Origin of the sequence: Gilvirhabdus luticola, assembly GCF_040117515.1 — a bacterium.
Lineage (GTDB): Bacteria > Bacteroidota > Bacteroidia > Flavobacteriales > Flavobacteriaceae > Gilvirhabdus > Gilvirhabdus luticola.
The window spans coordinates 234,792-256,550 of the sequence record NZ_JBEEEN010000003.1 but is presented as its reverse complement, the minus strand read 5'-3'; the positions used below and the strand labels follow the sequence as shown (position 1 = coordinate 256,550).

At 31.8% G+C, this 21,759-nt stretch carries 26 protein-coding genes and 2 tRNA genes; 11 read left to right on the top strand and 17 right to left on the bottom strand.

Annotated features, from left to right (window positions below; translation table 11 throughout):
• The first annotated feature begins 17 nt into the window (after positions 1-17).
• Positions 18-416 carry a hypothetical protein gene (locus tag AAFP94_RS08200; RefSeq protein WP_316662083.1) on the top strand — a complete coding sequence of 133 codons (399 nt, stop codon included), beginning with the start codon at positions 18-20 and terminating at the stop codon, positions 414-416.
• Here the strand turns inward: AAFP94_RS08200 and AAFP94_RS08195 are convergent, their stop codons facing one another.
• The 8 genes from AAFP94_RS08195 to tgt all read right to left on the bottom strand — a co-directional run bounded on the left by AAFP94_RS08195 (position 417) and on the right by tgt (position 9,018).
• The gene (locus AAFP94_RS08195) at positions 417-839 is read right to left on the bottom strand and encodes a secondary thiamine-phosphate synthase enzyme YjbQ (RefSeq protein WP_316662082.1); all 423 of its coding nucleotides are present in this window, start codon (positions 837-839) and stop codon (positions 417-419) included.
• Entirely contained in the window at positions 839-2,023 is a 1,185-nt protein-coding gene (locus AAFP94_RS08190) for an asparagine synthetase B (RefSeq protein WP_409628382.1), read from the bottom strand. The genes AAFP94_RS08195 and AAFP94_RS08190 overlap by 1 nt, the downstream gene beginning before the upstream one ends.
• A gap of 140 nt (positions 2,024-2,163) precedes the next feature.
• Positions 2,164-3,183: an AI-2E family transporter gene (locus tag AAFP94_RS08185; RefSeq protein ID WP_316662080.1), complete on the bottom strand. Its 1,020-nt coding sequence runs from the start codon at positions 3,181-3,183 to the stop codon at positions 2,164-2,166.
• 21 nt (positions 3,184-3,204) lie between these two features.
• Complete coding sequence (gene dnaB / locus AAFP94_RS08180) at positions 3,205-4,737, bottom strand: replicative DNA helicase (RefSeq protein ID WP_316662079.1); 1,533 nt, start codon at positions 4,735-4,737, stop codon at positions 3,205-3,207.
• Between the two features lie 168 nt (positions 4,738-4,905).
• Positions 4,906-5,859, bottom strand: coding sequence for an acetyl-CoA carboxylase carboxyltransferase subunit alpha (locus AAFP94_RS08175; RefSeq protein ID WP_316662078.1), 954 nt, complete (start codon positions 5,857-5,859; stop codon positions 4,906-4,908).
• Between the two features lie 51 nt (positions 5,860-5,910).
• On the bottom strand, positions 5,911-6,822 hold the full coding sequence (locus tag AAFP94_RS08170; RefSeq protein WP_316662077.1) for a DMT family transporter: 912 nt from the start codon (positions 6,820-6,822) through the stop codon (positions 5,911-5,913).
• Entirely contained in the window at positions 6,809-7,885 is a 1,077-nt protein-coding gene (locus AAFP94_RS08165) for an LptF/LptG family permease (RefSeq protein ID WP_316662076.1), read from the bottom strand. Before AAFP94_RS08165 ends, AAFP94_RS08170 begins: the two co-directional genes overlap by 14 nt.
• Before the next feature lie 2 nt (positions 7,886-7,887).
• Complete coding sequence (tgt, locus tag AAFP94_RS08160; protein ID WP_316662075.1) at positions 7,888-9,018, bottom strand: tRNA guanosine(34) transglycosylase Tgt; 1,131 nt, start codon at positions 9,016-9,018, stop codon at positions 7,888-7,890.
• A 174-nt stretch (positions 9,019-9,192) separates the two neighbouring features.
• Here tgt and AAFP94_RS08155 point away from each other — a divergent pair, with 174 nt between their 5' ends.
• The 3 genes from AAFP94_RS08155 to AAFP94_RS08145 are packed head-to-tail and all read left to right on the top strand — an operon-like array spanning position 9,193 to position 11,645.
• Positions 9,193-10,038, top strand: a complete 846-nt coding sequence (locus AAFP94_RS08155) for a transketolase (RefSeq protein WP_316662074.1) — start codon at positions 9,193-9,195, stop codon at positions 10,036-10,038.
• Positions 10,039-10,054: 16 nt separating this feature from the next.
• Complete coding sequence (locus tag AAFP94_RS08150) at positions 10,055-11,008, top strand: transketolase family protein (protein WP_316662073.1); 954 nt, start codon at positions 10,055-10,057, stop codon at positions 11,006-11,008.
• A gap of 49 nt (positions 11,009-11,057) precedes the next feature.
• Complete coding sequence (locus AAFP94_RS08145; RefSeq protein WP_316662072.1) at positions 11,058-11,645, top strand: outer membrane beta-barrel protein; 588 nt, start codon at positions 11,058-11,060, stop codon at positions 11,643-11,645.
• 30 nt (positions 11,646-11,675) lie between these two features.
• Here the strand turns inward: AAFP94_RS08145 and AAFP94_RS08140 are convergent, their stop codons facing one another.
• Positions 11,676-12,626: an FKBP-type peptidyl-prolyl cis-trans isomerase gene (locus AAFP94_RS08140; protein ID WP_316662071.1), complete on the bottom strand. Its 951-nt coding sequence runs from the start codon at positions 12,624-12,626 to the stop codon at positions 11,676-11,678.
• Between the two features lie 81 nt (positions 12,627-12,707).
• Between AAFP94_RS08140 and AAFP94_RS08135 the strand changes: the two genes are divergently transcribed.
• The gene (locus tag AAFP94_RS08135) at positions 12,708-13,082 is read left to right on the top strand and encodes an RNA-binding S4 domain-containing protein (RefSeq protein WP_316662070.1); all 375 of its coding nucleotides are present in this window, start codon (positions 12,708-12,710) and stop codon (positions 13,080-13,082) included.
• Between the two features lie 53 nt (positions 13,083-13,135).
• Positions 13,136-13,639 carry a phosphoribosyltransferase domain-containing protein gene (locus tag AAFP94_RS08130; RefSeq protein WP_316662069.1) on the top strand — a complete coding sequence of 168 codons (504 nt, stop codon included), beginning with the start codon at positions 13,136-13,138 and terminating at the stop codon, positions 13,637-13,639.
• Here AAFP94_RS08130 and AAFP94_RS08125 read toward each other — a convergent pair.
• Positions 13,631-14,152, bottom strand: coding sequence for a shikimate kinase (locus tag AAFP94_RS08125; protein ID WP_316662068.1), 522 nt, complete (start codon positions 14,150-14,152; stop codon positions 13,631-13,633). The genes AAFP94_RS08130 and AAFP94_RS08125 overlap by 9 nt on opposite strands.
• A 129-nt stretch (positions 14,153-14,281) precedes the next feature.
• Here AAFP94_RS08125 and AAFP94_RS08120 point away from each other — a divergent pair.
• Positions 14,282-14,357: transfer RNA gene (locus tag AAFP94_RS08120), tRNA-Lys, on the top strand.
• Positions 14,358-14,407: 50 nt separating this feature from the next.
• Positions 14,408-14,493: transfer RNA gene (locus AAFP94_RS08115), tRNA-Leu, on the top strand.
• 14 nt (positions 14,494-14,507) lie between these two features.
• Here AAFP94_RS08115 and AAFP94_RS08110 read toward each other — a convergent pair.
• The 6 genes from AAFP94_RS08110 to ruvX all read right to left on the bottom strand — a co-directional run bounded on the left by AAFP94_RS08110 (position 14,508) and on the right by ruvX (position 18,242).
• Positions 14,508-15,068, bottom strand: a complete 561-nt coding sequence (locus AAFP94_RS08110) for a TlpA family protein disulfide reductase (protein ID WP_316662067.1) — start codon at positions 15,066-15,068, stop codon at positions 14,508-14,510.
• A gap of 67 nt (positions 15,069-15,135) precedes the next feature.
• The gene (locus tag AAFP94_RS08105) at positions 15,136-15,807 is read right to left on the bottom strand and encodes a Crp/Fnr family transcriptional regulator (RefSeq protein ID WP_316662065.1); all 672 of its coding nucleotides are present in this window, start codon (positions 15,805-15,807) and stop codon (positions 15,136-15,138) included.
• Between the two features lie 112 nt (positions 15,808-15,919).
• On the bottom strand, positions 15,920-16,333 hold the full coding sequence (locus AAFP94_RS08100; protein WP_316662063.1) for a DUF5606 family protein: 414 nt from the start codon (positions 16,331-16,333) through the stop codon (positions 15,920-15,922).
• Between the two features lie 53 nt (positions 16,334-16,386).
• On the bottom strand, positions 16,387-16,977 hold the full coding sequence (def, locus tag AAFP94_RS08095; protein ID WP_316662062.1) for a peptide deformylase: 591 nt from the start codon (positions 16,975-16,977) through the stop codon (positions 16,387-16,389).
• A 116-nt stretch (positions 16,978-17,093) separates the two neighbouring features.
• Complete coding sequence (locus AAFP94_RS08090; RefSeq protein ID WP_316662061.1) at positions 17,094-17,693, bottom strand: T9SS type A sorting domain-containing protein; 600 nt, start codon at positions 17,691-17,693, stop codon at positions 17,094-17,096.
• A 126-nt stretch (positions 17,694-17,819) separates the two neighbouring features.
• Positions 17,820-18,242 carry a Holliday junction resolvase RuvX gene (gene ruvX, locus AAFP94_RS08085; protein ID WP_316662060.1) on the bottom strand — a complete coding sequence of 141 codons (423 nt, stop codon included), beginning with the start codon at positions 18,240-18,242 and terminating at the stop codon, positions 17,820-17,822.
• Positions 18,243-18,352: 110 nt separating this feature from the next.
• Between ruvX and AAFP94_RS08080 the strand changes: the two genes are divergently transcribed.
• Genes AAFP94_RS08080 through AAFP94_RS08070 form a run of 3 tightly spaced genes read left to right on the top strand, consistent with a single transcriptional unit; the run spans position 18,353 to position 20,897 of the window.
• Positions 18,353-19,168 carry a 2,3,4,5-tetrahydropyridine-2,6-dicarboxylate N-succinyltransferase gene (locus tag AAFP94_RS08080; RefSeq protein ID WP_316662059.1) on the top strand — a complete coding sequence of 272 codons (816 nt, stop codon included), beginning with the start codon at positions 18,353-18,355 and terminating at the stop codon, positions 19,166-19,168.
• Positions 19,169-19,180: 12 nt separating this feature from the next.
• Positions 19,181-19,810, top strand: a complete 630-nt coding sequence (locus tag AAFP94_RS08075; protein WP_316662058.1) for a sulfotransferase family 2 domain-containing protein — start codon at positions 19,181-19,183, stop codon at positions 19,808-19,810.
• 7 nt (positions 19,811-19,817) lie between these two features.
• Positions 19,818-20,897, top strand: a complete 1,080-nt coding sequence (locus AAFP94_RS08070; protein ID WP_316662057.1) for a CDP-glycerol glycerophosphotransferase — start codon at positions 19,818-19,820, stop codon at positions 20,895-20,897.
• On the opposite strand, the gene AAFP94_RS08065 is transcribed toward AAFP94_RS08070, so the two are convergent.
• Positions 20,898-21,716, bottom strand: a complete 819-nt coding sequence (locus tag AAFP94_RS08065) for a glycosyltransferase family 2 protein (RefSeq protein ID WP_316662055.1) — start codon at positions 21,714-21,716, stop codon at positions 20,898-20,900.
• Positions 21,717-21,759 lie beyond the last annotated feature (43 nt).

Here is a 21,759-nt window from a genome sequence, read left to right as displayed (position 1 = left end):
AATTAAGAATTGAAATAATGAAAAAGCTTCTCCTAATACTTGTTACGTGTGCATTGTGCTTAAGTTCAAGTTGCAATAATGACAACGCAAATACCAAAACAGAAACTTGGTTTTTAGTAAATATAAGCGGTGGTATTGCTGGAATTAATGAAAATTTTGAAAAAGGAATCATTGCTTGGACATTCAATGAAGAAGGTTCAGCACTAACAGTAGAAAATACAACTGGTTCTACTAATGGATTTGAATCAGGAACACATTCCTACAGAATTTTAAGAACAAACGGCAAAAAATATCTTATTGTTGAAAATAATGAAATTGGAGGTATGATTGAAACCGAAAATCAATTAACCATAGACCAAAACATGCAATCTGGTGGTAGCGGTGCAGATGGATTTATATTGTTATTCGAAAAATAATTAATCGCCAAAAGCAGTAATTATAATTTTTCTTGAGCCACCATGATCTCTGTGCTCACATAAATAAATACCTTGCCAAACACCAAGGTTCAATTTCCCATTTGAAATAGGGATTTGCACTGAAGTTCCCATCAAAGATGTTTTGATATGTGCTGGCATATCGTCAGATCCTTCAAAAGTATGTTTGTAGTACGATTGATTTTCAGGAACCATCACATTCATATGGCTTTCAAAATCCTGCCTTACAGTTGAGTCTGCATTTTCGTTTATGGTTAAACTAGCTGAAGTGTGCTTTATAAATACTTGAAGCAGGCCAATGCTAATCTTATTAATTTCAGGTATTCCATTCAGAATATCTCTTGTAATCAAATGAAATCCTCTAGGTCTTGTCTTCAATTGAATTTCTTTCTGAATAAATTTCATTAGGTTTTCTGTTTCTTTTTCCTAGCTGCAGGAAATAATACATTATTAAGAATTAACCTGTAACCTGGAGAGGTAGAATGTAGATCAAGTTCTGTTTTAGGGTCTCCTACTCTATGAGTATAATCTTCTGGATCATGACCTCCGTAAAATGTAAAAAAACCTTTTCCTTTAATCCCATGAATATATTTAGCTTCTCCATTGGTTTTATTTTCGCCCATAACCAAAACATTAGATTTTATTTCGTCTCTTGTATAGGCTGTTGTTTGTCCCATAAATCCTTTAACCAAAGCCGTATGATTCTGGCATAACATAGTAGGAATAGGATCCCATTTTGCAGAAAAATCCATCAAAGTAAAATAATCTGTTGTTTTGAAAATTTTTCGTTTTTGAGTCATATCTATAGAAGAAAACTCGTAAACCATCGGACTTTGCTCTAAAGTGAAATCTGTAAAAGCAAAGGTTTTAGTATAATCAATTTTATTTTGATAGTTTGGGTCACTTCCATCACCATCAAACATGGGCTCACATATATCAACACCTTCTGCTGCCAAAGCAATATCAAAACTATCTGTTGCACTACACATGGCAAACATAAATCCGCCACCAATTACATAATCTCGAATTTTTAATGCAACATCAAGCTTTTCAAGAGACACTTTATCATATCCTAATCTTGTTGCTAAATCTTCAGCTTCCCTTTTTTCTGCCATATACCAAGCCGCTGTCCTGTAGGCTCTATAGAATTTTCCATATTGCCCTGTAAAATCTTCATGATGTAAGTGTAGCCAATCAAACAAAAGTAAGCCATCATTCAAAACTTCTTCATCATAAATGGTTTCATAAGGAATTTCAGCATAGGTTAAAACCATAGTTACTGCATCATCCCACGGTTGCTTGCCTTTAGGTGTGTAAACAGCAATTTTTGGTGCTTTTTCTAATACCACGGCTTCCATGTTCTGACTTGGACTACTTATTTCTTCAAGGATAGATTCAGCCTTTGCATTGGAAATCACTTCAAAAGAAACACCTCTTATCTGACATTCTCTTTGTATCTCTTCAGCATCTGGCAATAAAAACGAACCACCTCTATAATTGAGTAACCATTTCACTTTTAAGTCTTTTTCGAGCACCCAATACGTAATCCCATAAGCCTTTAAATGATTTTTTTGGCTTTCGGCATCCATCGGAATCAAAATGTATGACGCAAAAGTGTTTGTTGAAATAAACAAGAAAGCTATGAGGCATATCTTTTTCATAATTCGAAAGATACTTAAAATATAAACCTTATAAATACTTTTAAAAAAAAATTAACCTAAAAATATATTCAATGTTTACCTGACAATAAGTTGGCAATAACTCTTGTGTTTGGAAATTGTTCTAACATAATTTTTAAAAAAACAGTGATTGGAATAGACATTATCAAACCAGGAACACCCCAAATAAAACCCCAAAGCATAAGCATTACCAAAACGGTTATAACATTTAACGAAAATGATTTGCCCATAAATATTGGCTCTAAAATAGATCCAAATAAAACTTGAACGCTAGTAATTGTAATGATAAAGAAAAACAATGTACTGCTAGGTTCTAATTGAATAAAAGCAAATATTGAAAGCAATACGACTGTAATTATAGAACCAACCATTTGAACAAAATTTATAATAAAAGCAAATAGTCCCCAAAAAATTGGAAAACTCACATCAAAAAATAAGCAGGCTAAACCAGTTCCAATTCCTGTAGCCAAACTAATTAAAAACTTTACTTTGATAAAGGTTATTAGGTCTTTTTCAATTTTAACAAATGCCTTAACAGAAGTGTGCTTTTGTTTTAATATCGTATTGTTAAGTACTTTTTGAATATTTATTGATTCGGCAAGCCATAATACTACAAAAAATGCCGTCATTAGAATCATGGTCACTGTCCTTCTAATAAAATCGATAGTAATACTTATATTATCTGTTTGAATTAATTCTTTAATAACCCTTTTCTTATCCTCAATTTGAAAGCCAAAAGTTTCTTGGGCAACAACTAGAAGAACATTAAATTTTTCTTCAGCCTTGAGAAAGAAATCAGTTTCAGAACTTAAAATTTCTCTGCTGGAAATTTGCACCAATTCTGCACCAATTTTTAAACCACCAGCAATTAAGAAAATTACTATAACAATGCTAACCCATCTAGGTACGTTTTTTTTTCCAAACCAACGCATTAATGGCAAAAACAGCAACGCAATAAACATAGAAAATATTAATGGAATAAAAATAAACCCTAGAGTTTTTAAGAGATAAAACACCAACGGAATTACTATAATTAAAAGCAGTGCATTGGTTGTGCGTCTTTCATTCATTGTAGTATATATAAATAAGAATTAAAACGGTACGTCATTATCCTCTTCGGGCGTACCAAAAGCATCATCTGGTGTTGGAAAACTCGTTGGCTTAAATGTATCATCATTGGCTGCAGCATTCATTTTTGAGTGGAATTCAAATGGTGAATCAAAATCATCAAGATTATCAAACTTACCAAGATGACCTATAAATTTCAACCTAATGCTATCCAAGCCACCATTTCTATGTTTTGCTACAATAAATTCTGCTTGACCTTCTGTTGGTGAACGTTCTTCGTCATCCCATTCATCAATTTTATAGTATTCTGGTCTATAGATAAATGATACAATATCTGCATCCTGTTCAATAGCTCCAGATTCACGAAGATCACTCAATAAAGGTCTTTTGCTGCCACCTCGAGTTTCTACAGCTCTGGATAGTTGAGATAATGCAATAACTGGAATATTCAACTCCTTTGCCAATGCTTTTAGGTTACGTGAAATCATAGAGATTTCTTGTTCTCTATTACCTCCTTTTTGTCCTCCACCGGCTGTCATAAGTTGCAAATAATCAATCACAATTAATTTTATTTTGTGCTGTGATGCCAATCTGCGAGCTTTTGCTCTTAAATCGAAAATAGACAACGAAGGTGTATCATCAATAAACAAAGGTGCTTTTTCTAAACCTTTTACTTTGACGTTTAATTGTTCCCATTCATGTTTTTCAAGTCGACCTGTTCTCAATTTTTCTGAAGAAAGACCTGTTTCACTAGAAATTAAACGTGTAATTAATTGAACTGATGCCATCTCTAAAGAGAAAAACGCCACAGGAATATTCTGATTGACAGCAATGTTTCTTGCCATAGATAGAGTAAGTGCTGTTTTTCCCATACCGGGACGTGCCGCAATGATTATTAAATCACTCTCTTGCCAACCGGATGTTAATTTATCCAGCTTATCAAAACCTGATGGAACACCGCTTAAACCTTCTTTATTAGAAATTTCCTCGATCTTCTTCTTCGCCTGAATCACCAAATCTTGTGCTGTTTCACTCGATTTTTTTATGTTCCCTTGTGTAATATCATATAGTTTTGATTCTGCATTATCCAACAAATCGAAAACATCTTTGGTTTCGTCATAAGAATCTTCAATAATTTCACTTGAAATTTTAATCAAACTACGTTGAATATATTTCTGCAAAATAATACGCGCATGAAATTCAATATGTGCAGAAGATGACACTTTTTGTGTTAATGAAATAAGGTAAAAATCTCCTCCAACCAAATCTAAAGTTGCATTTTTCTTAAGTTGACTGGAAACCGTTAATAAGTCTATAGGTTCACCATTTTTAAACAACTGAAAAATGGCTTCAAAAATTAGTTGATGTGCTTTTTTATAAAACGCATCGGGAGACAAAATATCAATTACTTCATCGACACCCTTTTTATCAATCATCATAGCCCCAATCACAACTTCTTCTAAATCAATCGCTTGTGGAGGTATTTTTCCTCTTTCAAGGTTTATTAGTGTGCTTTTATCTACTTGGTATCCTTTTATTGGGTCAGGTTGTTTCATAACGACGAAAGTAATTAAAAAGCTTTAGAATGAGAAGACAAACTAATTTTTGATTATTAACCGTGAGTTAACAATTTAACTGTTAATAACATAGAAATATTGTTAATAAGCATAAAAAAATCTGAAGCATAATACATCAGATTTCTATATGATTTGATTTCTAAAGGATTAACCTTTAAATACACCAATTTTAGAGTATTTATCCATGCGTAGTTTTACCAATTCTTTTGGTGATAAGTTTTTAAGCTTATCATAAGAATTAGAAATGGCATCCCTTACAGCTAAAAAAGCAGTCTCTCTATCTATATGCGCACCACCAAGTGGCTCTTCTATAATCCCATCAACAACCTTTAGTTTAGTAGCATCACTTGCCGTCAGTTTTAATGCTTCTGCTGCTATTTCTTTCTGTTCCCAGCTGCGCCATAAAATTGATGAACAGTTTTCTGGAGAAATAACTGAATACCATGAGTTTTCCATCATTAAAACTATATCACCTACACCAATACCAAGTGCTCCACCTGATGCTCCTTCACCAATAATAACGGTAATAATCGGTGTTCTTAATCGTGTCATTTCTAAAATATTCCTTGCAATAGCTTCACCTTGTCCTCGCTCTTCTGCTTCCAATCCAGGATAAGCACCTGGTGTATCTATTAAAGTTACTACTGGGATTCCAAATTTTTCGGCAGATTTCATTAGGCGTAACGCCTTACGGTAACCTTCAGGATTGGCCATGCCGAAATTTCTATACTGCCTAGTTTTAGTGTTATACCCTTTTTGTTGACCTATGAACATATAACTTTGATCACCTATCTTGCCTAATCCACCAATCATAGCTTTGTCATCCTTGAAATTACGATCTCCATGAAGTTCAAAAAAAGTGTCGCCGCAAATAGCTCTAATATAATCCAATGTATATGGTCTACTTGGATGACGAGATAACTGTACACGTTGCCAAGCAGTAAGGTTTTTGTATATATCTTTTCTTGTTTGTTCTAATTTTTTTTCAATCTGCTTACAGGTTTCGGTAACATCAACTTCACTTTCATCTCCGATAAGTTTGCACTTTTGTAGCTGTTCTTCGAGTTCTTTTATGGGGAGTTCAAATTCTAAATATTCCATAGAAATTTGTTTTTTATCTTTAGTTTTAGTTAGTCTACAAATATAAAAACTTTAATCTTCATTTAATGTAGATTGCCTTCTTTTTAACTTTCTTGCGTTTTTAAGTATTCCGTTTATGAGCACTGTTAAAATAATTATTGTAGCTCCGTAGTAAAATGAACCACTCATTTTTTCTTTCTCTGGGAACAGTAATAATGCCAAAATAATACCATAAACTGGTTCTAAATTATAAGTAAGAACCACAGTATAAGGACTAATATGTCTCATTACCTTTACTGCTGCAATAAATGCATAAGCCGTACAAACAGACCCTAATATAAAGAGATAAAGCAAATCTGCAGTTGTTAAAATAAATACTTCCTTTTCAAAATTGAAATTACCCAATAGCATAAAAATAGTAATAAACAATACACCACTAATAAATTCATAAAATGAAATAGCCGTTGGTGAATGCTGTTCTAAAAATTTTCCGTTTAAGACAGCGAAAATTGAAGCAAAAAATGCAGAAAAAATACCCAATACTATTCCATAAAGATATTTTAATTCGCTTTGTGTGATTATCAAGACTCCAATAACTACTAACAAACCAAACAAAATTTCGTACCATATAATTTTTCGTTTGTATACTATTGGTTCTATAAAAGAAGCAAAGAATGCACCTGTTGAAAACATGGTTAACGCAATAGATACATTTGAAGCATCAATTGATCCGAAGAATGTAATCCAGTGCAACGCAATTATAATTCCCGCAAATGCTAACTTTAATATTTTTTTGGGATGAATTCTAATATTGGTCTTTGAGAACTTTATAAAAACAAATAAAATTAAAGAGGCAATTATCATTCTAATCCAAACTAAAGGAACAGCTTTTATTGAAATTAATTCACCCAAAATACCGGTGAATCCTGCAATAAATACTAAAAAATGAAGATGTAGTTGGTTTTTTAGTTTAACGTTTGGCATTATATAATAAGTAAACCGCTAAAATACCAAAAAGGATATTAGGAAACCACACGGCAATTAACGGAGGAAAATCTGATTGTGTAGCCATAACACCAAATATTTTATCAAAAAAGACAAAAACCATAGCAATACAAATTCCGAATGCCAAGTTAACACCCATTCCTCCTCGCCTTTTTATAGAAGAAACTGCAACGGCAATGATTGTTAAAATAAACACCGAAACCGGTAAACTCCATTTACGATATTGTACTAATTGATATCTACCAATATTTGAAGAACCTCGTTTTTTTTCTTTCTCAATAAAGTTAGAAAGTTCCTTATAAGACAAGGTTTCAGCAATGTATTCAACTGGGGTCAAGTCTTCCAGATCAAATGAAAAAATGGTATCTTTCCTTCTACCAACATCTATAGTATCATTTATCTTTCCAACACGCCTTTTTACATAGTCAATAAGTCTGTAAGTAGAATCTTCTTCAATATATCTTATGTTTTTTGCACTTATCTTATAAATCATCTTATTACCTTCAAAGTGTTCTAAAGTAAAATCTTGTCCTTGTTTTCTTTGCGAATTAAAACTACTTACATATATAAAATCATTGTCATTTATTTGTCTGTAAACGTTTCTATCCTGAACTGCTTTTTTACCTTTTTTGAAATATTCGTATTCAAATTCATTAAACCCTTTACTGGCCATTGGGGCAAAGTACATCCCTAATAATAAAGCCAATATTGCTATAAGACTAGCTCCAATCATATAAGGTCTTAAAAATCTTGAAAACGAAACACCAGAACTTAAAAAAGCAATAACTTCTGTATTGTTAGCCAATTTTGAAGTAAACCAAATAACAGAAAGAAATAAAAATAGAGGAAATAGTAAATGGGCAAAATAGACGGTAAAATCTAAATAGTACATAACCACCTCATTGAAAGGCGCTTCGTTTTCTAAAATCTTACCAATTTTTTCAGCTAAACTTACCGTGATTCCTATTGGAATAAACAGAAGCAACATCATAAAAAATGTAAACAAATACCTCTTTAATATGTACCAATCAAGAATTTTCAATCTTATAAACGTTTGTCCATTTGTTTAACCATCTGTGTTTTCCATGTTAAAAAATCTCCAGCTAATATATGTTTTCTTGCTTCTCTTACCAACCATAAGTAAAACCCTAAATTATGAATTGTTGCAATTTGTCTTCCAAGCATTTCATTTACCGAAAATAAATGCTTTAAATATCCTTTACTATATTCTGTATCTACAAATGTTATTCCCATGTCATCAATTGCAGAAAAGTCATCTTCCCATTTCTTGTTTTTAATGTTAATGGTTCCATGTGCAGTAAACAGCATGCCATTCCTACCATTTCGGGTTGGCATCACACAATCAAACATATCAATACCTAACGCAATATTTTCAAGAATATTGATTGGTGTACCAACTCCCATTAAGTATCGAGGTTTGTCTTCTGGCAAAATTCGACAAACAATTTCTGTCATTTCATACATTTCTTCTGCTGGCTCACCAACAGATAAGCCTCCAATTGCATTTCCTTCTGCATCGGCATTAGCAATATATTCTGCGGATTGTATTCGAAGATCTTTATAAGTACTTCCTTGTACTATTGGGAAAAAAGATTGGCTATAACCATACTTAAAAGGCACTTTGTTAAGATGTAGCAAACATCTATCTAACCAACGATGTGTCATGTGCATAGATCGTTTAGCGTATTGATAATCACAAGGATAAGGTGTACATTCATCAAATGCCATAATAATATCTGCACCTATACTTCGTTGAATTTCCATAACATTCTCTGGAGTAAATGTGTGATAACTTCCATCAATATGAGATTTAAACTTCACGCCTTCCTCTTTTATTTTTCTATTTGCCGAAAGAGAATACACTTGATATCCACCAGAATCTGTTAAAATATTTCGATCCCAATTCATAAATTTGTGCAAACCACCTGCTTGTTCAAGAATTGATGTTTGTGGTCTTAAATACAAATGGTAAGTATTACCAAGAATAATGTCCGGATTAATATCATTTTTAAGCTCTCTTTGATGTACACCCTTAACTGAAGCCACAGTTCCAACAGGCATAAAAATTGGTGTTTCAATTACACCATGATCTGTTTTTAATATTCCTGCCCTAGCTTTGGTTTGCTGATCTTGTCCTTTTAAATCAAATTTCATAGAGAAAAAATAGTGAGTTGGCAAAGATAAGTAACTAATAAACCATTGCAATTATAATTTAAGTAAATAAACTTATTAACAGTACCAAATTCAACACGAAAATAGGATAATATTGCTTTGTCAAACTATCTTAAACACTTATTTTTGACCCTTAATATTTCAATCGCAAAAAGAATGGCAGACATTACTAAATTAGAGGATCTCGCAACACAGGTTCGCAGAGATATTTTACGCATGGTTCATAAGGTAAATTCTGGTCATCCTGGAGGTTCTTTAGGATGTACCGAATTTTTTGTTGCATTGTACAATGAGATTATGGATCGCAAAGAAGGATTTGATATGGATGGAATAGGTGAAGATCTTTTCTTCTTGTCCAACGGTCATATTTCGCCCGTTTTTTATAGCGTATTGGCAAGATCTGATTATTTTCCCGTTGAGGAATTAAGTACATTCAGGCTAATTAATTCTCGTTTACAAGGTCATCCAACTACGCATGAAGGTTTGCCAGGCGTTCGTATTGCATCAGGTTCTTTAGGGCAAGGTATGTCAGTCGCTATTGGAGCAGCACAAGCTAAAAAATTAAACGATGATAATCATTTAGTTTATAGTTTACATGGTGATGGTGAACTGCAGGAAGGGCAAAATTGGGAAGCTATTATGTATGCTTCAGCTAAAAAGGTTGATAATCTTATAGCAACAGTAGATTTAAATGGTCAACAAATTGATGGAGCTACCGACGATGTTCTTTACATGGGAAACATTAAAGCAAAGTTTGAGGCTTTTGATTGGATTGTTATTGAAATTGAAGAAGGAAATAATATTGAATCCATATTAAAAGGAATGGCTGATGCTAAAAGCAAAACTGGTAAAGGAAAACCTGTTTGCGTTTTATTAAAAACCATAATGGGTCATGGTGTAGATTTTATGATGTACACACATGCATGGCATGGCAAAGCACCAAATGATGAACAGCTAGCCGTAGGATTGGCACAAAACCCTGAAACTTTAGGAGATTACTAAATCTGAAATCAAAAAAATGAAAACATACACATATACTGAAAAAAAAGACACTAGAAGTGGTTTTGGTGCTGGAATGACCGAACTAGGAAGAACTAATCCTAATGTTGTTGCCCTTTGTGCAGATTTGGTTGGATCACTAAAAATTCAAACCTTTATTGATGAAAATCCCGAACGCTTCTTTCAAGTTGGAATTGCTGAAGCTAATATGATGGGTATTGCTGCTGGTTTAACCATTGGTGGAAAGATACCTTTTACTGGAACTTTTGCTAATTTTTCAACAGGCAGAGTTTATGATCAAATTCGTCAATCGATTGCATATTCTGGGAAAAACGTAAAAATCTGTGCTTCGCATGCAGGGTTAACTCTAGGCGAAGATGGTGCTACACATCAAATTTTGGAAGATATTGGATTGATGAAAATGCTACCAGGAATGACAGTAATAAATCCTTGTGATTACAATCAAACCAAAGCGGCTACTATAGCTATAGCAGAGCATAAAGGTCCTGTATATTTAAGATTTGGCAGACCTTCTGTTCCAATATTTACACCTGCTAATCAAAAATTTGAAATTGGAAAAGCTATCAAATTTACAGAAGGTACAGATGTTACTATTGTCGCCACAGGACATTTGGTATGGGAAGCTTTGGAAGCATCAAAGGCATTATACGAAAAAGGAATCTCTGCAGAAGTTATAAATATTCACACTATAAAACCATTAGATGAAAAAGCAATTTTAGACTCGGTTTCTAAAACGGGTTGTATTGTAACAGCAGAAGAACATAATTATCTTGGCGGTTTAGGTGAAAGTGTGGCCAGAGTTCTTGCAACTCATAAACCAGCACCTCAAGAATTTGTAGCAACACAAGATACTTTTGGTGAATCTGGCACACCTGCACAACTTATGGATAAGTATGGATTAAACAGTAATGCCGTTGTAAGCGCCGTTGAAAAAGTAATTAAAAGGAAATAATTTTATAATTAATACGTTTTTTAAATTATAAATCAAAAAACGATAATTTATGAAACGATTAATTTTTATTCCTTTATTCTTTTTAATCATAACTGTAAGCTATGGCCAATCTCAAAGTGGATTTGGTCTTATTGGAGGACTTAATTATAATGGCAATGGTAATTACTTTCAGTCAATAGAATCAAGTGCTCAACATCCTGATAAAAATGCAGGATTTCATTTGGGAGTATTTGGAAAACTTGGAAACCGAGTCTACTTTAAGCCTTCTTTAGTTTTTACCAGTACCAAAAGTGGTTATGAAGATGGTGATTTTAAAATGCAAAAATTAGATCTACCGGCTGTTGTAGGTATAAAAGTTATTGGTCCGTTAAGTGCTTTTGCTGGACCGTCTTTTCAATATATTTTAGACAGTGATTTTGATGGAATCTCCATTAATAATATAGAGAATGATTTTTCCGTCGGTTTTAATTTTGGTATTGGCCTAAATATTAAAAAGATAGGAATTGACCTTAAATATGAAAGAGGTTTTAGTAAAAATGAAGCTACTTTTATAGGAAATAATTTAGGCGAAAATACTGTAAGTAGATTGGATACAAGACCAGAACAATTAATATTGAGTCTTTCCTTATTATTATAAAAAAAAGCCACCTTAAAAGTGGCTCTTTTTTTAGTCCTGGTTAGACTCCGTTTCTTCTTTATCTAAATATTTTGGTATACCATTCATTCCTATGTCGTTAGTAGGGTCACCATCACCATCTATATCTTCATACCTTGTTAGAACACCATCTCCATCATCGTCTGGGTCTGCATAATCTGGTATATTATCATCATCTGTATCATCGTCTGAAGTATCTGTTTCTTCTTCTATATCAATATTAAATTCGCCATCACCATTCAAATCTTCTAAATAAGAAGGAACTAAATCGTTATCATGATCATTAACTGAAGTAGAGTATAATTCAAACTGGAAAATTAGGCAAGAATATGAAGGAATACTAGGCCGAAGTTCAGAAAAATAAGCCAATCCAGAAGGTAAGAACATCACTCCCAAACCGTGATTCATGTAATCTACAGTGCCATCACCATTTTCAACAAAAGAAAGAGCTACATTAAATTGAGGCATTACTTTTCTCCATCCTGGAATTAAATTCGTCAAATCTAAATCTGTAGGATTAACAGTACTATCAAATATTTCATTATTCAATAAATTGCCTAGGTAGTTTATACGAACATCATCGCTAAAATTTGGAGATTCCAAACCATCACCTTGATTCAATCTTAAAACATAATATTCATAATCTGTGTCTGCAAATACTGTAGTATGAGTTTCTACAGCGTCTATTAACAATGTATTATTATCTGGATCAGGCAACATACCATCTTCAGGCAATTCAGAAATTATAAGATCTCCCAAACTTGGGTCTGAATTGGAAACAAATGCGCTAGAATTATAATAATGATTTTGTAAATACTCTGTCAAAGAGTCTTTATCTGCCACTTGTTGTTCAGTTCTGTCTCTTTCAGTAAATGTAGGGGTATTTCCATCATCGTCTTTATTACAAGATAAAAAAATGCTCAAAAAACATAAAAAAATAATTGTAAATTTTCCTAATTTCATATTGCTTATTTTTGAGGTCGCAAGATACAATTTAAATATAATTTTGCACAAGAAGATTAACGTAGTTTTTACATAAATGGTATGCGCATTGATAAGTATTTGTGGTGTGTTAGGTATTATAAAACTAGAAGTTTGGCAACAACGGCATGTAAAAAAGGGCAAATTCGGATTGAGGAAGTCGTTGTTAAACCAAGTCGTGAGGTTTATATAGGAGATAAGATAATAGTTAGAAAGAATCAAATTAACTATAACCTTATTGTAAATGACATACCTGATAACAGGGTTTCAGCCAAACTGGTAGATATTTACAGGATAGATACAACACCAAAAGAAGCATTTGAAGCACAGGAATTATTAAAATACTCGAAAGACTATTACAGAAAAAAAGGTGTTGGAAGACCAACTAAAAAAGACAGAAGAGACATTGAAGGTTTCCATGATGAAAATGAAGACTAATTTTCTTTACATAATAAATTTTCTCCATTATATTTGATAAATATATAGTCAATATGTCTGCTACAAAGAGTATTATACTAAACCATCAAGAAATCCACCATAAAATAAGAAGGATTGCCTATCAAATCTATGAAAACAATGCAAATGAAACCGAAGTAGTTTTGGCGGGAATAGAAAGCAATGGTTTTATTATGGCAAAAAAACTTAAAACCATTTTAAGTAAAATATCACCTATAAATCCAATTCTTTGTAAAGTAATCATTGATAAGAAAAATCCTAGAAACCCTATTACTACTTCTTTAGATTCTAGTGAATATGCCAATAAATCTGTTGTTTTAATAGATGATGTTCTTGACTCTGGTTCTACTTTAATTTATGGCGTGAAACATTTTTTGGATGTTCCATTAAAGCAGTTTAAAACAGCCATTTTAGTAAATAGAAATCATAAAAAATATCCTGTAAAGGCAGATTTTAAAGGTATATCACTTTCAACTTCACTGCAAGAACACATCAATGTAGTTTTAGAAGGCCACAAATTTGAAGCTGTTTTAGAATAATTGTATAATGATATCTTCAATAATTTCATCTACACTCTTATCATCAGTATCAATTACTAAATTGGCTTGATTATAATAATTTGATCTTTCAAACAAATGTTTGCCCACAAACTCAAGGATTTCATTCTTTGTTTTTAGGTGTGAAACTAAAGGTCTTTGGTGTTTCTCCTTTTCTAATCTATCAACAAGTTCATGTAATGATACTTTTAAGTAAATAGATGTCACCTTTTTAAGCTTTAAAATAACTTCCATATTGTTTGCGTAACATGGAGTTCCTCCTCCTAATGCTAAAACTGTATTCTGATAACTACTAATTATTTCTTGTAAATAGATAGATTCAAGTTTTCTAAAATAAATTTCTCCTTTGGTCTTGAAGATATTAGCAACATTCATTGCTTCTCTTTTTTCAATGTATGTGTCAAGATCTAAAAAGACATAATCTAGTTTTTGAGCTAAAACTTTTCCAATTGTCGATTTTCCTGAAGTCATATATCCTAATAAAATTACGACCATTCTATGTTTAAAAAATTGATTAGTAAAGCATTCATTTTGTTTAGCAAAAAAACAACAATTTATCCAATAAAAACATTTGTAATATAAATTAATCGTTTTATATTTGCACCCTCGTTAGAGAAAATTACTGACCTGGTAGCTCAGTTGGTAGAGCATCTCCCTTTTAAGGAGAGGGTCCTGGGTTCGAGCCCCAGCCAGGTCACCAAAAAAGTTAAGCTCAATTGCTTAACTTTTTTTATTTTTACAATCCTTTTAGCGCACGTGGCGGAATTGGTAGACGCGTTAGGTTGAGGGCCTAATGACCGCTTTTGGTCGTGGAAGTTCGAGTCTTCTCGTGCGCACAATTATTAATTTATTATTTCAGTAAATTATCTATAGTTTCTCTTACTCTTTCACTATTCCAGTTTGCTGCACCTGATTTGTTAATCAATATATTTCCTTCTTTATCAATTAGAAATGTTCTTGGAATGCTGCGGCTTTTTAATATTTCTGGAGATTCGCTTAAGGGTTGATGAATATCAAAATCGTAATTGTTTTTATCCAAAAACTTCTTGATGACATCTGTTTCTTCAATTGTTACTAACAAGAACACAATCTTGTCATTATAATCATGATACAATTCTTGTAGAGAAGGCATTTCTGCAATACAAGGTGGACACCAGGTCGCCCATAAATTTAAGAAAATGACTTGTCCTTTATATTCATTTAAATTAACTTGATTATTGTCTAAATCTTTTAACTTCCAATCGTAATTATTTATTACTTCACTATTCTTCTTATTAATAACCGAAGGACTAAATAAAGCCAAGCCTTTATGAAGCATAATTTGAATGGGTTGTCTAGTTTGTGGTATTATTAACAAAGCAATAACAATCAAAAATATGATATTATTTCTTCTTGATTTTGAAACAGTCATAGGCTAAAAAATTATTAATCAACTACGAAAACTAAAACTAATGATTATTTAAAAATACAATTTAAATTTAGCTTACATTTTTAAGAATTCGTATTTCTTTTCTGCTAAAGTTGATGTAATTTTCCTCCTTTAGTTCATTTAAAAGAATATTGAGGGTTGGTCTTGAAGTGCCGATTAATAATGCTATATCTTTTTGAGTATAAGGATGTTTTATAACATGGTCTCCAGTTTTTGGACAGTTATATCCATATTCAGTACATAATTCATCTAAAAACTCTTTTAATCTTGTTCTGGTATCTTTAAATAAAAGTAATTGCAGGCGTCGTTCAAGTTTCTTGAGTTTAAATCCTATAAATTTATAGACTTTAAAACTAAATGATTGATTATTACGCATAAGCTCATGCATAGTTTGTACACCAATGGGACAAATAGAAGTATTATTTTCTATAGATTGGGCAAACTCATCTCTTTTTGGCTCACCTAATAAAGCGTTTTCTCCAAAAAGTTCACCACGTGTCAAAATAGCTTTTACAACTTCTTCTCCATTTTCTGTATAATAACCAATTTTTACCTTACCTTTTTCTATAAGATATACTTTGTTTGCAGAATCTTCTTCAAAATAGATATAATCCTTTTTTTTGTATGCATCAAAAACATGCTCTGCTTTGTAGGCTGCATACTTGTGCGGACAAAGTAATTTAAACAAATTGGTGTCTTCAAAAAACCAAATGGATTTCATTTTCTATTGAATAGCTTATTTTATGTCGTTAATTACAGTAACTACTTACAAGACTTAAAAATAAAAAATGCCTTCGTTTAAAGTGAAGGCATTTTTTTAATAGAGAATCAATTTACTCTTCCTCTTCATTGGATTTCTTTTCAAAATCCAACATTTTATTTTTTTGTAACATGTTATACCATTGAATGATTTTTTTAATATCACTAGCGTAAACTCTATCTTCATCATAATCCGCCATAATATTAAAAAAATATTCTTCTAGAGTATCCTTACTATCTTTATGACTAATACTGGTTGGGTTACCTTTTTCTTTTTCTTTAATTTTTAAAAGAACGTCTCGCAAAGGCACTTCTTCTGTTAATGAGTACACAGAGATTTCACTCAATAAACTAACATTATGATTAATGCTTACCGATAACCGTTTACTATCTAAAAGAGATTCCGCGATAAATCCTGTACGTGTTTGTGCTATTAATTTATACAATCCTGGCTTTCCAGCTATTGATAATATTTTATCTAACGACATAGATTCTTTTTTTGGGTTTCAAATATGAGAGGTTTAACCAGAATTTGCAAATATTAACGCTTCTTTTTTAAATCTGGGAAACGCATTTTGTAATCAATATTTATTTTCCCTTTTGAAATATTTGTAAGTTTCCCTTTTATCAATCTTTTTTTAAGGCTTGAAAGCTTGTCTGTAAACAGTATTCCTTCTATATGATCATATTCATGTTGAATGACTCGCGCTATTAAACCATCAAAAGTTTTTACCTGCTTTTCAAAATTTTCATCTAAATAATCAATAGTTATTGATGGTTTTCTAAAAACATCTTCTCTTACATCTGGTATACTCAAACATCCTTCATTGAATGACCATTCATCTCCTTCTTCTTTCAATATTTTAGCATTGATAAAGGTTTCTCTAAAATCTTTTATTTTATTGCGCTCTTCTTCGGTAAGATTTTCATCCTCTGCAAAAGGAGTTGTATCCACTAAAAAAAGCCTAATTGGTAATCCTATTTGTGGAGCTGCCAATCCAACGCCAAGAGCTCCATACATGGTTTCAAACATATTGGATATTAACTCTTTAAGGTTTTTATAGTCTTTAGGTATCTCTTTACATTTTTGTTTTAGGACAGGATCACCATAAGCGACAATTGGTAAAATCATAGTTTAGACTTAAAATTAATTGCAAAAATACAATACTATGTACATTTGCTGTCAATTTATAGCAAAAAAAAACTCCTTTATGAATAAAGGAGTTTAAATTTTATACAATAATATTTCTATTTCATAATAATTACTTTTCTAGTAACCGAAGCTTCATCGGTAACGATGTTTAGCATATATACACCATTAGTTAAATTAGAAACATTAATATCTTTAGAATTTAGATTATTAATTGTGTTTCTAGAAACTAATTTACCAGACAAGTTGTACAAATTAAGACTTCCAGTAATATTTTTACCTATTTTAACTGTAAAGTCTGAAGAGCTAACAGGATTAGGGTAAATATTAATTTGCTGGTTTAATTCTGCATCTCTATCAGATAGCGTAGCCAACACACCATTTACATATTGACAATCAAGTCCATTTGATACAAAGCGAACATTAAATGTAAGAGTGCTATTTGGTAAATTGGAACCAGTAGATGTATACTTTAAATTTGTACCATTACAACTCGTTTTAGTAAACACCTGATTATAGCTATCTAGAGTCACTAATATAGTTTGCGAATAATCATTACAAGTACCAGCTTGTATCTTAAAGTGAATAACCGTTTGACTTCCCTGATTTCCAAAACTTTCAGGGCAAGTAGCTTGAGCATAAATAAAATTGGTAAATAAGAATACCAATAACACACAGAAATAGTAGTTTTTTTTCATAATAATAGATTTAAGGTTGAGACAAATATATGTGCCTAACATAATATGAATCAATATTTTAGACAAAACTATTTTTAAACTCGTTTAATAGACTAAAAGTACAATTTTATCGATAAAAAGCAAAAATTATTTTTTATTTAATTTTGAGCTTAAATAACTCTGCAGAATAAGTGTTGCACTTACCTCATCTACAAGTGCTTTGTTCTGTCTTTTATTCTTTTTCAAACCACTGTCAATTAAAGTTTGAAATGCTATTTTAGAAGTAAAACGCTCGTCAACTCTAACAATTGGAATTTCAGGAAAAACGTTTTCAAGCGTCTTAATGAATGGCTTAATTAAAGCTTCACTTTCAGAATCGGTATTGTTCATCTGTTTAGGCTTTCCTATTACAAACAATTCAACTCTTTCTTCATTGAGATATTGCTTTAAGAATGTAAAAATATCTTTTGTTGAAATGGTTGTTAATCCAGAAGCTATGAGTTGCAACTCATCTGTAATTGCAATACCAGTTCTCTTATGCCCATAATCTAATGCTAAAACTCTAGCCATAACTATTTTTTACAAAAGTAATCTATAAGAACAACTAATTCAATATTGTAAGAGATGTATTCATGTTTTTATAAACAATGCTATTATATTTGCAACTAAATTTAGAATTAATGAATCATTTGCAACAAATTATAGAAAAAGCTTGGGATAATAGGACTCTTCTTAAAGAAAACAATACTATAAACAGCATAAGAGAAGTTATAGATTTACTTGACAAAGGAACTCTACGCGTCGCTGAACCTATAAATGGAGGTTGGCAAGTTAACCAATGGGTGAAAAAAGCTGTGGTTTTGTATTTCCCTATACAAAAAATGGAAACTTTTGAAGTTGGCATTTTTGAATATCATGACAAAATTCCATTAAAAAAGAACTATGCCGAAAGAGGTATTCGAGTTGTACCTCATGCTGTCGCTCGCCATGGAGCTTATATATCTTCAGGTACAATCTTAATGCCAAGTTATGTAAATATTGGTGCTTATGTAGATGAAGGCACAATGGTAGATACTTGGGCAACTGTAGGCAGTTGTGCTCAAATAGGGAAAAACGTTCATCTTTCAGGTGGTGTTGGTATTGGTGGTGTTTTAGAGCCATTACAAGCAGCACCAGTTATTATAGAAGATAATGCTTTTATTGGTTCTCGCTGTATTGTGGTTGAAGGTGTTAGGATTGAAAAAGAAGCAGTTTTGGGAGCAAATGTTGTACTGACTGCATCAACAAAAATTATAGATGTAACTGGTGGCGAACCAATAGAAATGAAAGGTATTGTCCCTGCACGTTCTGTGGTAATACCTGGTAGCTATACCAAAGAATTTCCTGCTGGAAAATTCAATGTTCCTTGTGCTTTAATTATTGGCAAAAGAAAAGAAAGTACAGATAAAAAAACCTCTCTCAATAATGCTTTAAGAGAATATGACGTTGCTGTCTAACTATTGAGAAATATGAAAATTCAATTCATAGAAAATATTAAAAATCATATAGGTTTATTTTTCAACTCACCTGTTAGGAAAGGTAATAACAAAGACTTTGTTTTTATTCACATAAATAAAACTGGAGGTACAAGTGTTATAAGTATTATTGGAAAATCTTTTAGGAAACATTTAACCGCTAAGGATGTTATAAAATATATTGGTCAAAAAAAGTGGGACAAAACATATAAGTTTACCGTTATAAGAAATCCTTGGGATAGAGTTGTTTCTCAATATAAATTCCGTACCAAAACCAATAAGTCCAAAATGCAAGAAAACCCATTGCAGTTTAAAGAATGGGTTAAGAAGGTGTTTGGAGACAATGACCCCTATTATTTTGGCAAAAGACCACAAATGTATATACCTCAAGTAGAATGGTTAAAGGATAAAGAAGATAAAATAAAAATTGATAAAATTATTCGTTTTGAAAATTTGAATGAAGAGTTTAAAGAAGTTGCAGATTATTTAGGAATAGATAGTAACCTACCTCACCTTAATTCAACCAGAAAAGCAAATTACCATGATTTTTATGACCCAGAAACGAAAGCTATTGTAGACAAATGGTTCTGGGAAGATATACAAACTTTCAATTATAAGTATTAACTTTTCAATGTATCGTTTTTTAATATACATCTCCTATAGTTATGCATTACCAATTGGTAATCCATTAGAAAAAGAAATTCTTAACAGAGGATACCATGTTAAATGGTTTAGCGATACTCCTGATGGAAAAGAAGCATTACAATCAAAAGATAATGTTATTCATAAAATTGAAGATGTTGTTGATTACAATCCAGATATTATCTTAACTGCTACAGATAATGTCCCAGATTTTATTAACGCTGTTAAGGTTCAGATTTTTCATGGTTTTTTTGCAGAAAAACGTCCTACAGGAAATAATAAATTTAAACACTTTGGCATTAGAGGTTTCTTCGATTTGTATTGCACTCAAGGTCCAAATACAACTGGTCCTTTTAGTCAGCTAGCACAAAAGAAAAAATTCTTTGAAGTAGTTGAAACTGGTTGGAGTAAAGTAGATCCTTTATTTCCATTAGAATCAAAATCCAACGATAAACTCCCTAATATATTTGTGGCTTCAACTTTTACAGAACGATTAAGCTTGGCACATAATGATTCTGTCTTTCAAGAAATTAAAAGATTATCCACTTCAGGAAAATATCATTTTAATATGGTATTACATCCTAAAATTCCAATTGAAATTGTGAACAAATGGAAGTCTTTAAGTGGTGAATATTTTACATTTTATAATACTACAGATTTAATTCCGCTGTTCAAAAAAGCAGACATTATGTTTGCCGATACTACGTCTGCAATACAGGAGTTTTTACTGCAATTAAAACCAGTTGTTACGTTCAACCATACTATTGCACATGATTATTTGTTGGACGTAAAAGATGCTAAATTGATTGAAGCTGCATTTGATAAAGCACTCACTTATCCAGCAGATTTGCTAAACAATATAAACACATATGTTGACCAACTTCATCCATTTAACGATGGTCAGTCTAGCAAAAGGGTTATCGATGCTACAGTAGATTTTTTAGAGAAGGATAAAAGTTATCTCAATCCAAAACCTCTTAACTTAATTAGAAAATATAAAATCAGAAAAAAATTAAAATACTTTACTCTTAATAGTTACAATAAAGCCTACACAAAAACAAAGAAGTAATTATTTATAAATTCCGTGTTGCGTATATTTAATTTTAGAGTGTTTTGTTTTTTTTCTTAATTCCTTATTCTCTTCAATTTTAGCTTTATTTATATATGGCCTGTCATGATGGAGGTGCAAACAAATAACGCTATATCTTGCCTGTATAAACTTGATACCATGATTCATTAATCGTTCTCCAAGTTCTCTGTCTTCTCCACCATATTCCATTCTTTCATCAAAACCATTAACAGCTAAAACATCTTGCTTCCATCCTGATACATTCATACCATCAAAGGTTGCTTTTGTTGGTGTAAATGTATTTAGAACCCAAGCCTTAAAACCAAAAGAAGTTAATTTATTTATTTTAAATGTTTTTGTTAAACCTTTTTTCAGCAACCAATCAGAGTTGAAGCAACGTTGTGATTTAATATCATCTTTAGAGATTATTTCGGAAATAGGTTTAGGTAATTTAAAATATCCTCCTGACAAAAAGCAATTTGCTCTACTTAATTTTAAATGTGTTGCTACAAAGTCATTACGAGCAATACAATCACCATCAGTAAAAATGAGATAATCTGATGATGTTTCCAAAATGGCCTTATTTAGAATCTTGGTTTTTCTAAATCCATCGTCTTCTTGCCAAACATGTTTTATTGAGATTTTAGATTTTGCTTTAAACTCATCCACAAGATTTTTAGTTTCATCTGTAGACCCATCATCCGCAATAATCACTTCAAAATTAGTTTCAGTCTGTGCCTCGTAACTCCACAATACTTTTTGCAACCAAAGTGGTTGGTTATAAGTGCTTATAATAACTGATGCTTTATATCTGTTCATTGCTGTAAAAATAGTTATTTTTACCAACCAATATATTGCCGAA

Bases quoted from the DNA above. Each gene is read 5' to 3' on its own strand.
- AAFP94_RS08110 (WP_316662067.1), bottom strand. From the start codon at position 15,068: ATGACTGTTTCAAAATCAAGAAGAAATAATATCATATTTTTGATTGTT.
- AAFP94_RS08065 (WP_316662055.1), bottom strand. From the start codon at position 21,716: ATGAACAGATATAAAGCATCAGTTATTATAAGCACTTATAACCAACCA.
- dnaB (WP_316662079.1), bottom strand. From the start codon at position 4,737: ATGAAACAACCTGACCCAATAAAAGGATACCAAGTAGATAAAAGCACA.
- AAFP94_RS08130 (WP_316662069.1), top strand. From the start codon at position 13,136: ATGTCTGCTACAAAGAGTATTATACTAAACCATCAAGAAATCCACCAT.
- AAFP94_RS08140 (WP_316662071.1), bottom strand. From the start codon at position 12,626: ATGAAATTAGGAAAATTTACAATTATTTTTTTATGTTTTTTGAGCATT.
- AAFP94_RS08075 (WP_316662058.1), top strand. From the start codon at position 19,181: ATGAAAATTCAATTCATAGAAAATATTAAAAATCATATAGGTTTATTT.
- AAFP94_RS08185 (WP_316662080.1), bottom strand. From the start codon at position 3,183: ATGAATGAAAGACGCACAACCAATGCACTGCTTTTAATTATAGTAATT.
- AAFP94_RS08125 (WP_316662068.1), bottom strand. From the start codon at position 14,152: ATGGTCGTAATTTTATTAGGATATATGACTTCAGGAAAATCGACAATT.
- def (WP_316662062.1), bottom strand. From the start codon at position 16,977: ATGATTTTACCAATTGTCGCTTATGGTGATCCTGTCCTAAAACAAAAA.
- tgt (WP_316662075.1), bottom strand. From the start codon at position 9,018: ATGAAATTTGATTTAAAAGGACAAGATCAGCAAACCAAAGCTAGGGCA.
- AAFP94_RS08175 (WP_316662078.1), bottom strand. From the start codon at position 5,859: ATGGAATATTTAGAATTTGAACTCCCCATAAAAGAACTCGAAGAACAG.
- AAFP94_RS08200 (WP_316662083.1), top strand. From the start codon at position 18: ATGAAAAAGCTTCTCCTAATACTTGTTACGTGTGCATTGTGCTTAAGT.
- AAFP94_RS08195 (WP_316662082.1), bottom strand. From the start codon at position 839: ATGAAATTTATTCAGAAAGAAATTCAATTGAAGACAAGACCTAGAGGA.
- AAFP94_RS08150 (WP_316662073.1), top strand. From the start codon at position 10,055: ATGAAAACATACACATATACTGAAAAAAAAGACACTAGAAGTGGTTTT.
- AAFP94_RS08070 (WP_316662057.1), top strand. From the start codon at position 19,818: ATGTATCGTTTTTTAATATACATCTCCTATAGTTATGCATTACCAATT.
- AAFP94_RS08145 (WP_316662072.1), top strand. From the start codon at position 11,058: ATGAAACGATTAATTTTTATTCCTTTATTCTTTTTAATCATAACTGTA.
- AAFP94_RS08100 (WP_316662063.1), bottom strand. From the start codon at position 16,333: ATGTCGTTAGATAAAATATTATCAATAGCTGGAAAGCCAGGATTGTAT.
- AAFP94_RS08080 (WP_316662059.1), top strand. From the start codon at position 18,353: ATGAATCATTTGCAACAAATTATAGAAAAAGCTTGGGATAATAGGACT.
- AAFP94_RS08090 (WP_316662061.1), bottom strand. From the start codon at position 17,693: ATGAAAAAAAACTACTATTTCTGTGTGTTATTGGTATTCTTATTTACC.
- ruvX (WP_316662060.1), bottom strand. From the start codon at position 18,242: ATGGCTAGAGTTTTAGCATTAGATTATGGGCATAAGAGAACTGGTATT.
- AAFP94_RS08155 (WP_316662074.1), top strand. From the start codon at position 9,193: ATGGCAGACATTACTAAATTAGAGGATCTCGCAACACAGGTTCGCAGA.
- AAFP94_RS08190 (WP_409628382.1), bottom strand. From the start codon at position 2,023: ATGGATGCCGAAAGCCAAAAAAATCATTTAAAGGCTTATGGGATTACG.
- AAFP94_RS08135 (WP_316662070.1), top strand. From the start codon at position 12,708: ATGCGCATTGATAAGTATTTGTGGTGTGTTAGGTATTATAAAACTAGA.
- AAFP94_RS08170 (WP_316662077.1), bottom strand. From the start codon at position 6,822: ATGCCAAACGTTAAACTAAAAAACCAACTACATCTTCATTTTTTAGTA.
- AAFP94_RS08105 (WP_316662065.1), bottom strand. From the start codon at position 15,807: ATGAAATCCATTTGGTTTTTTGAAGACACCAATTTGTTTAAATTACTT.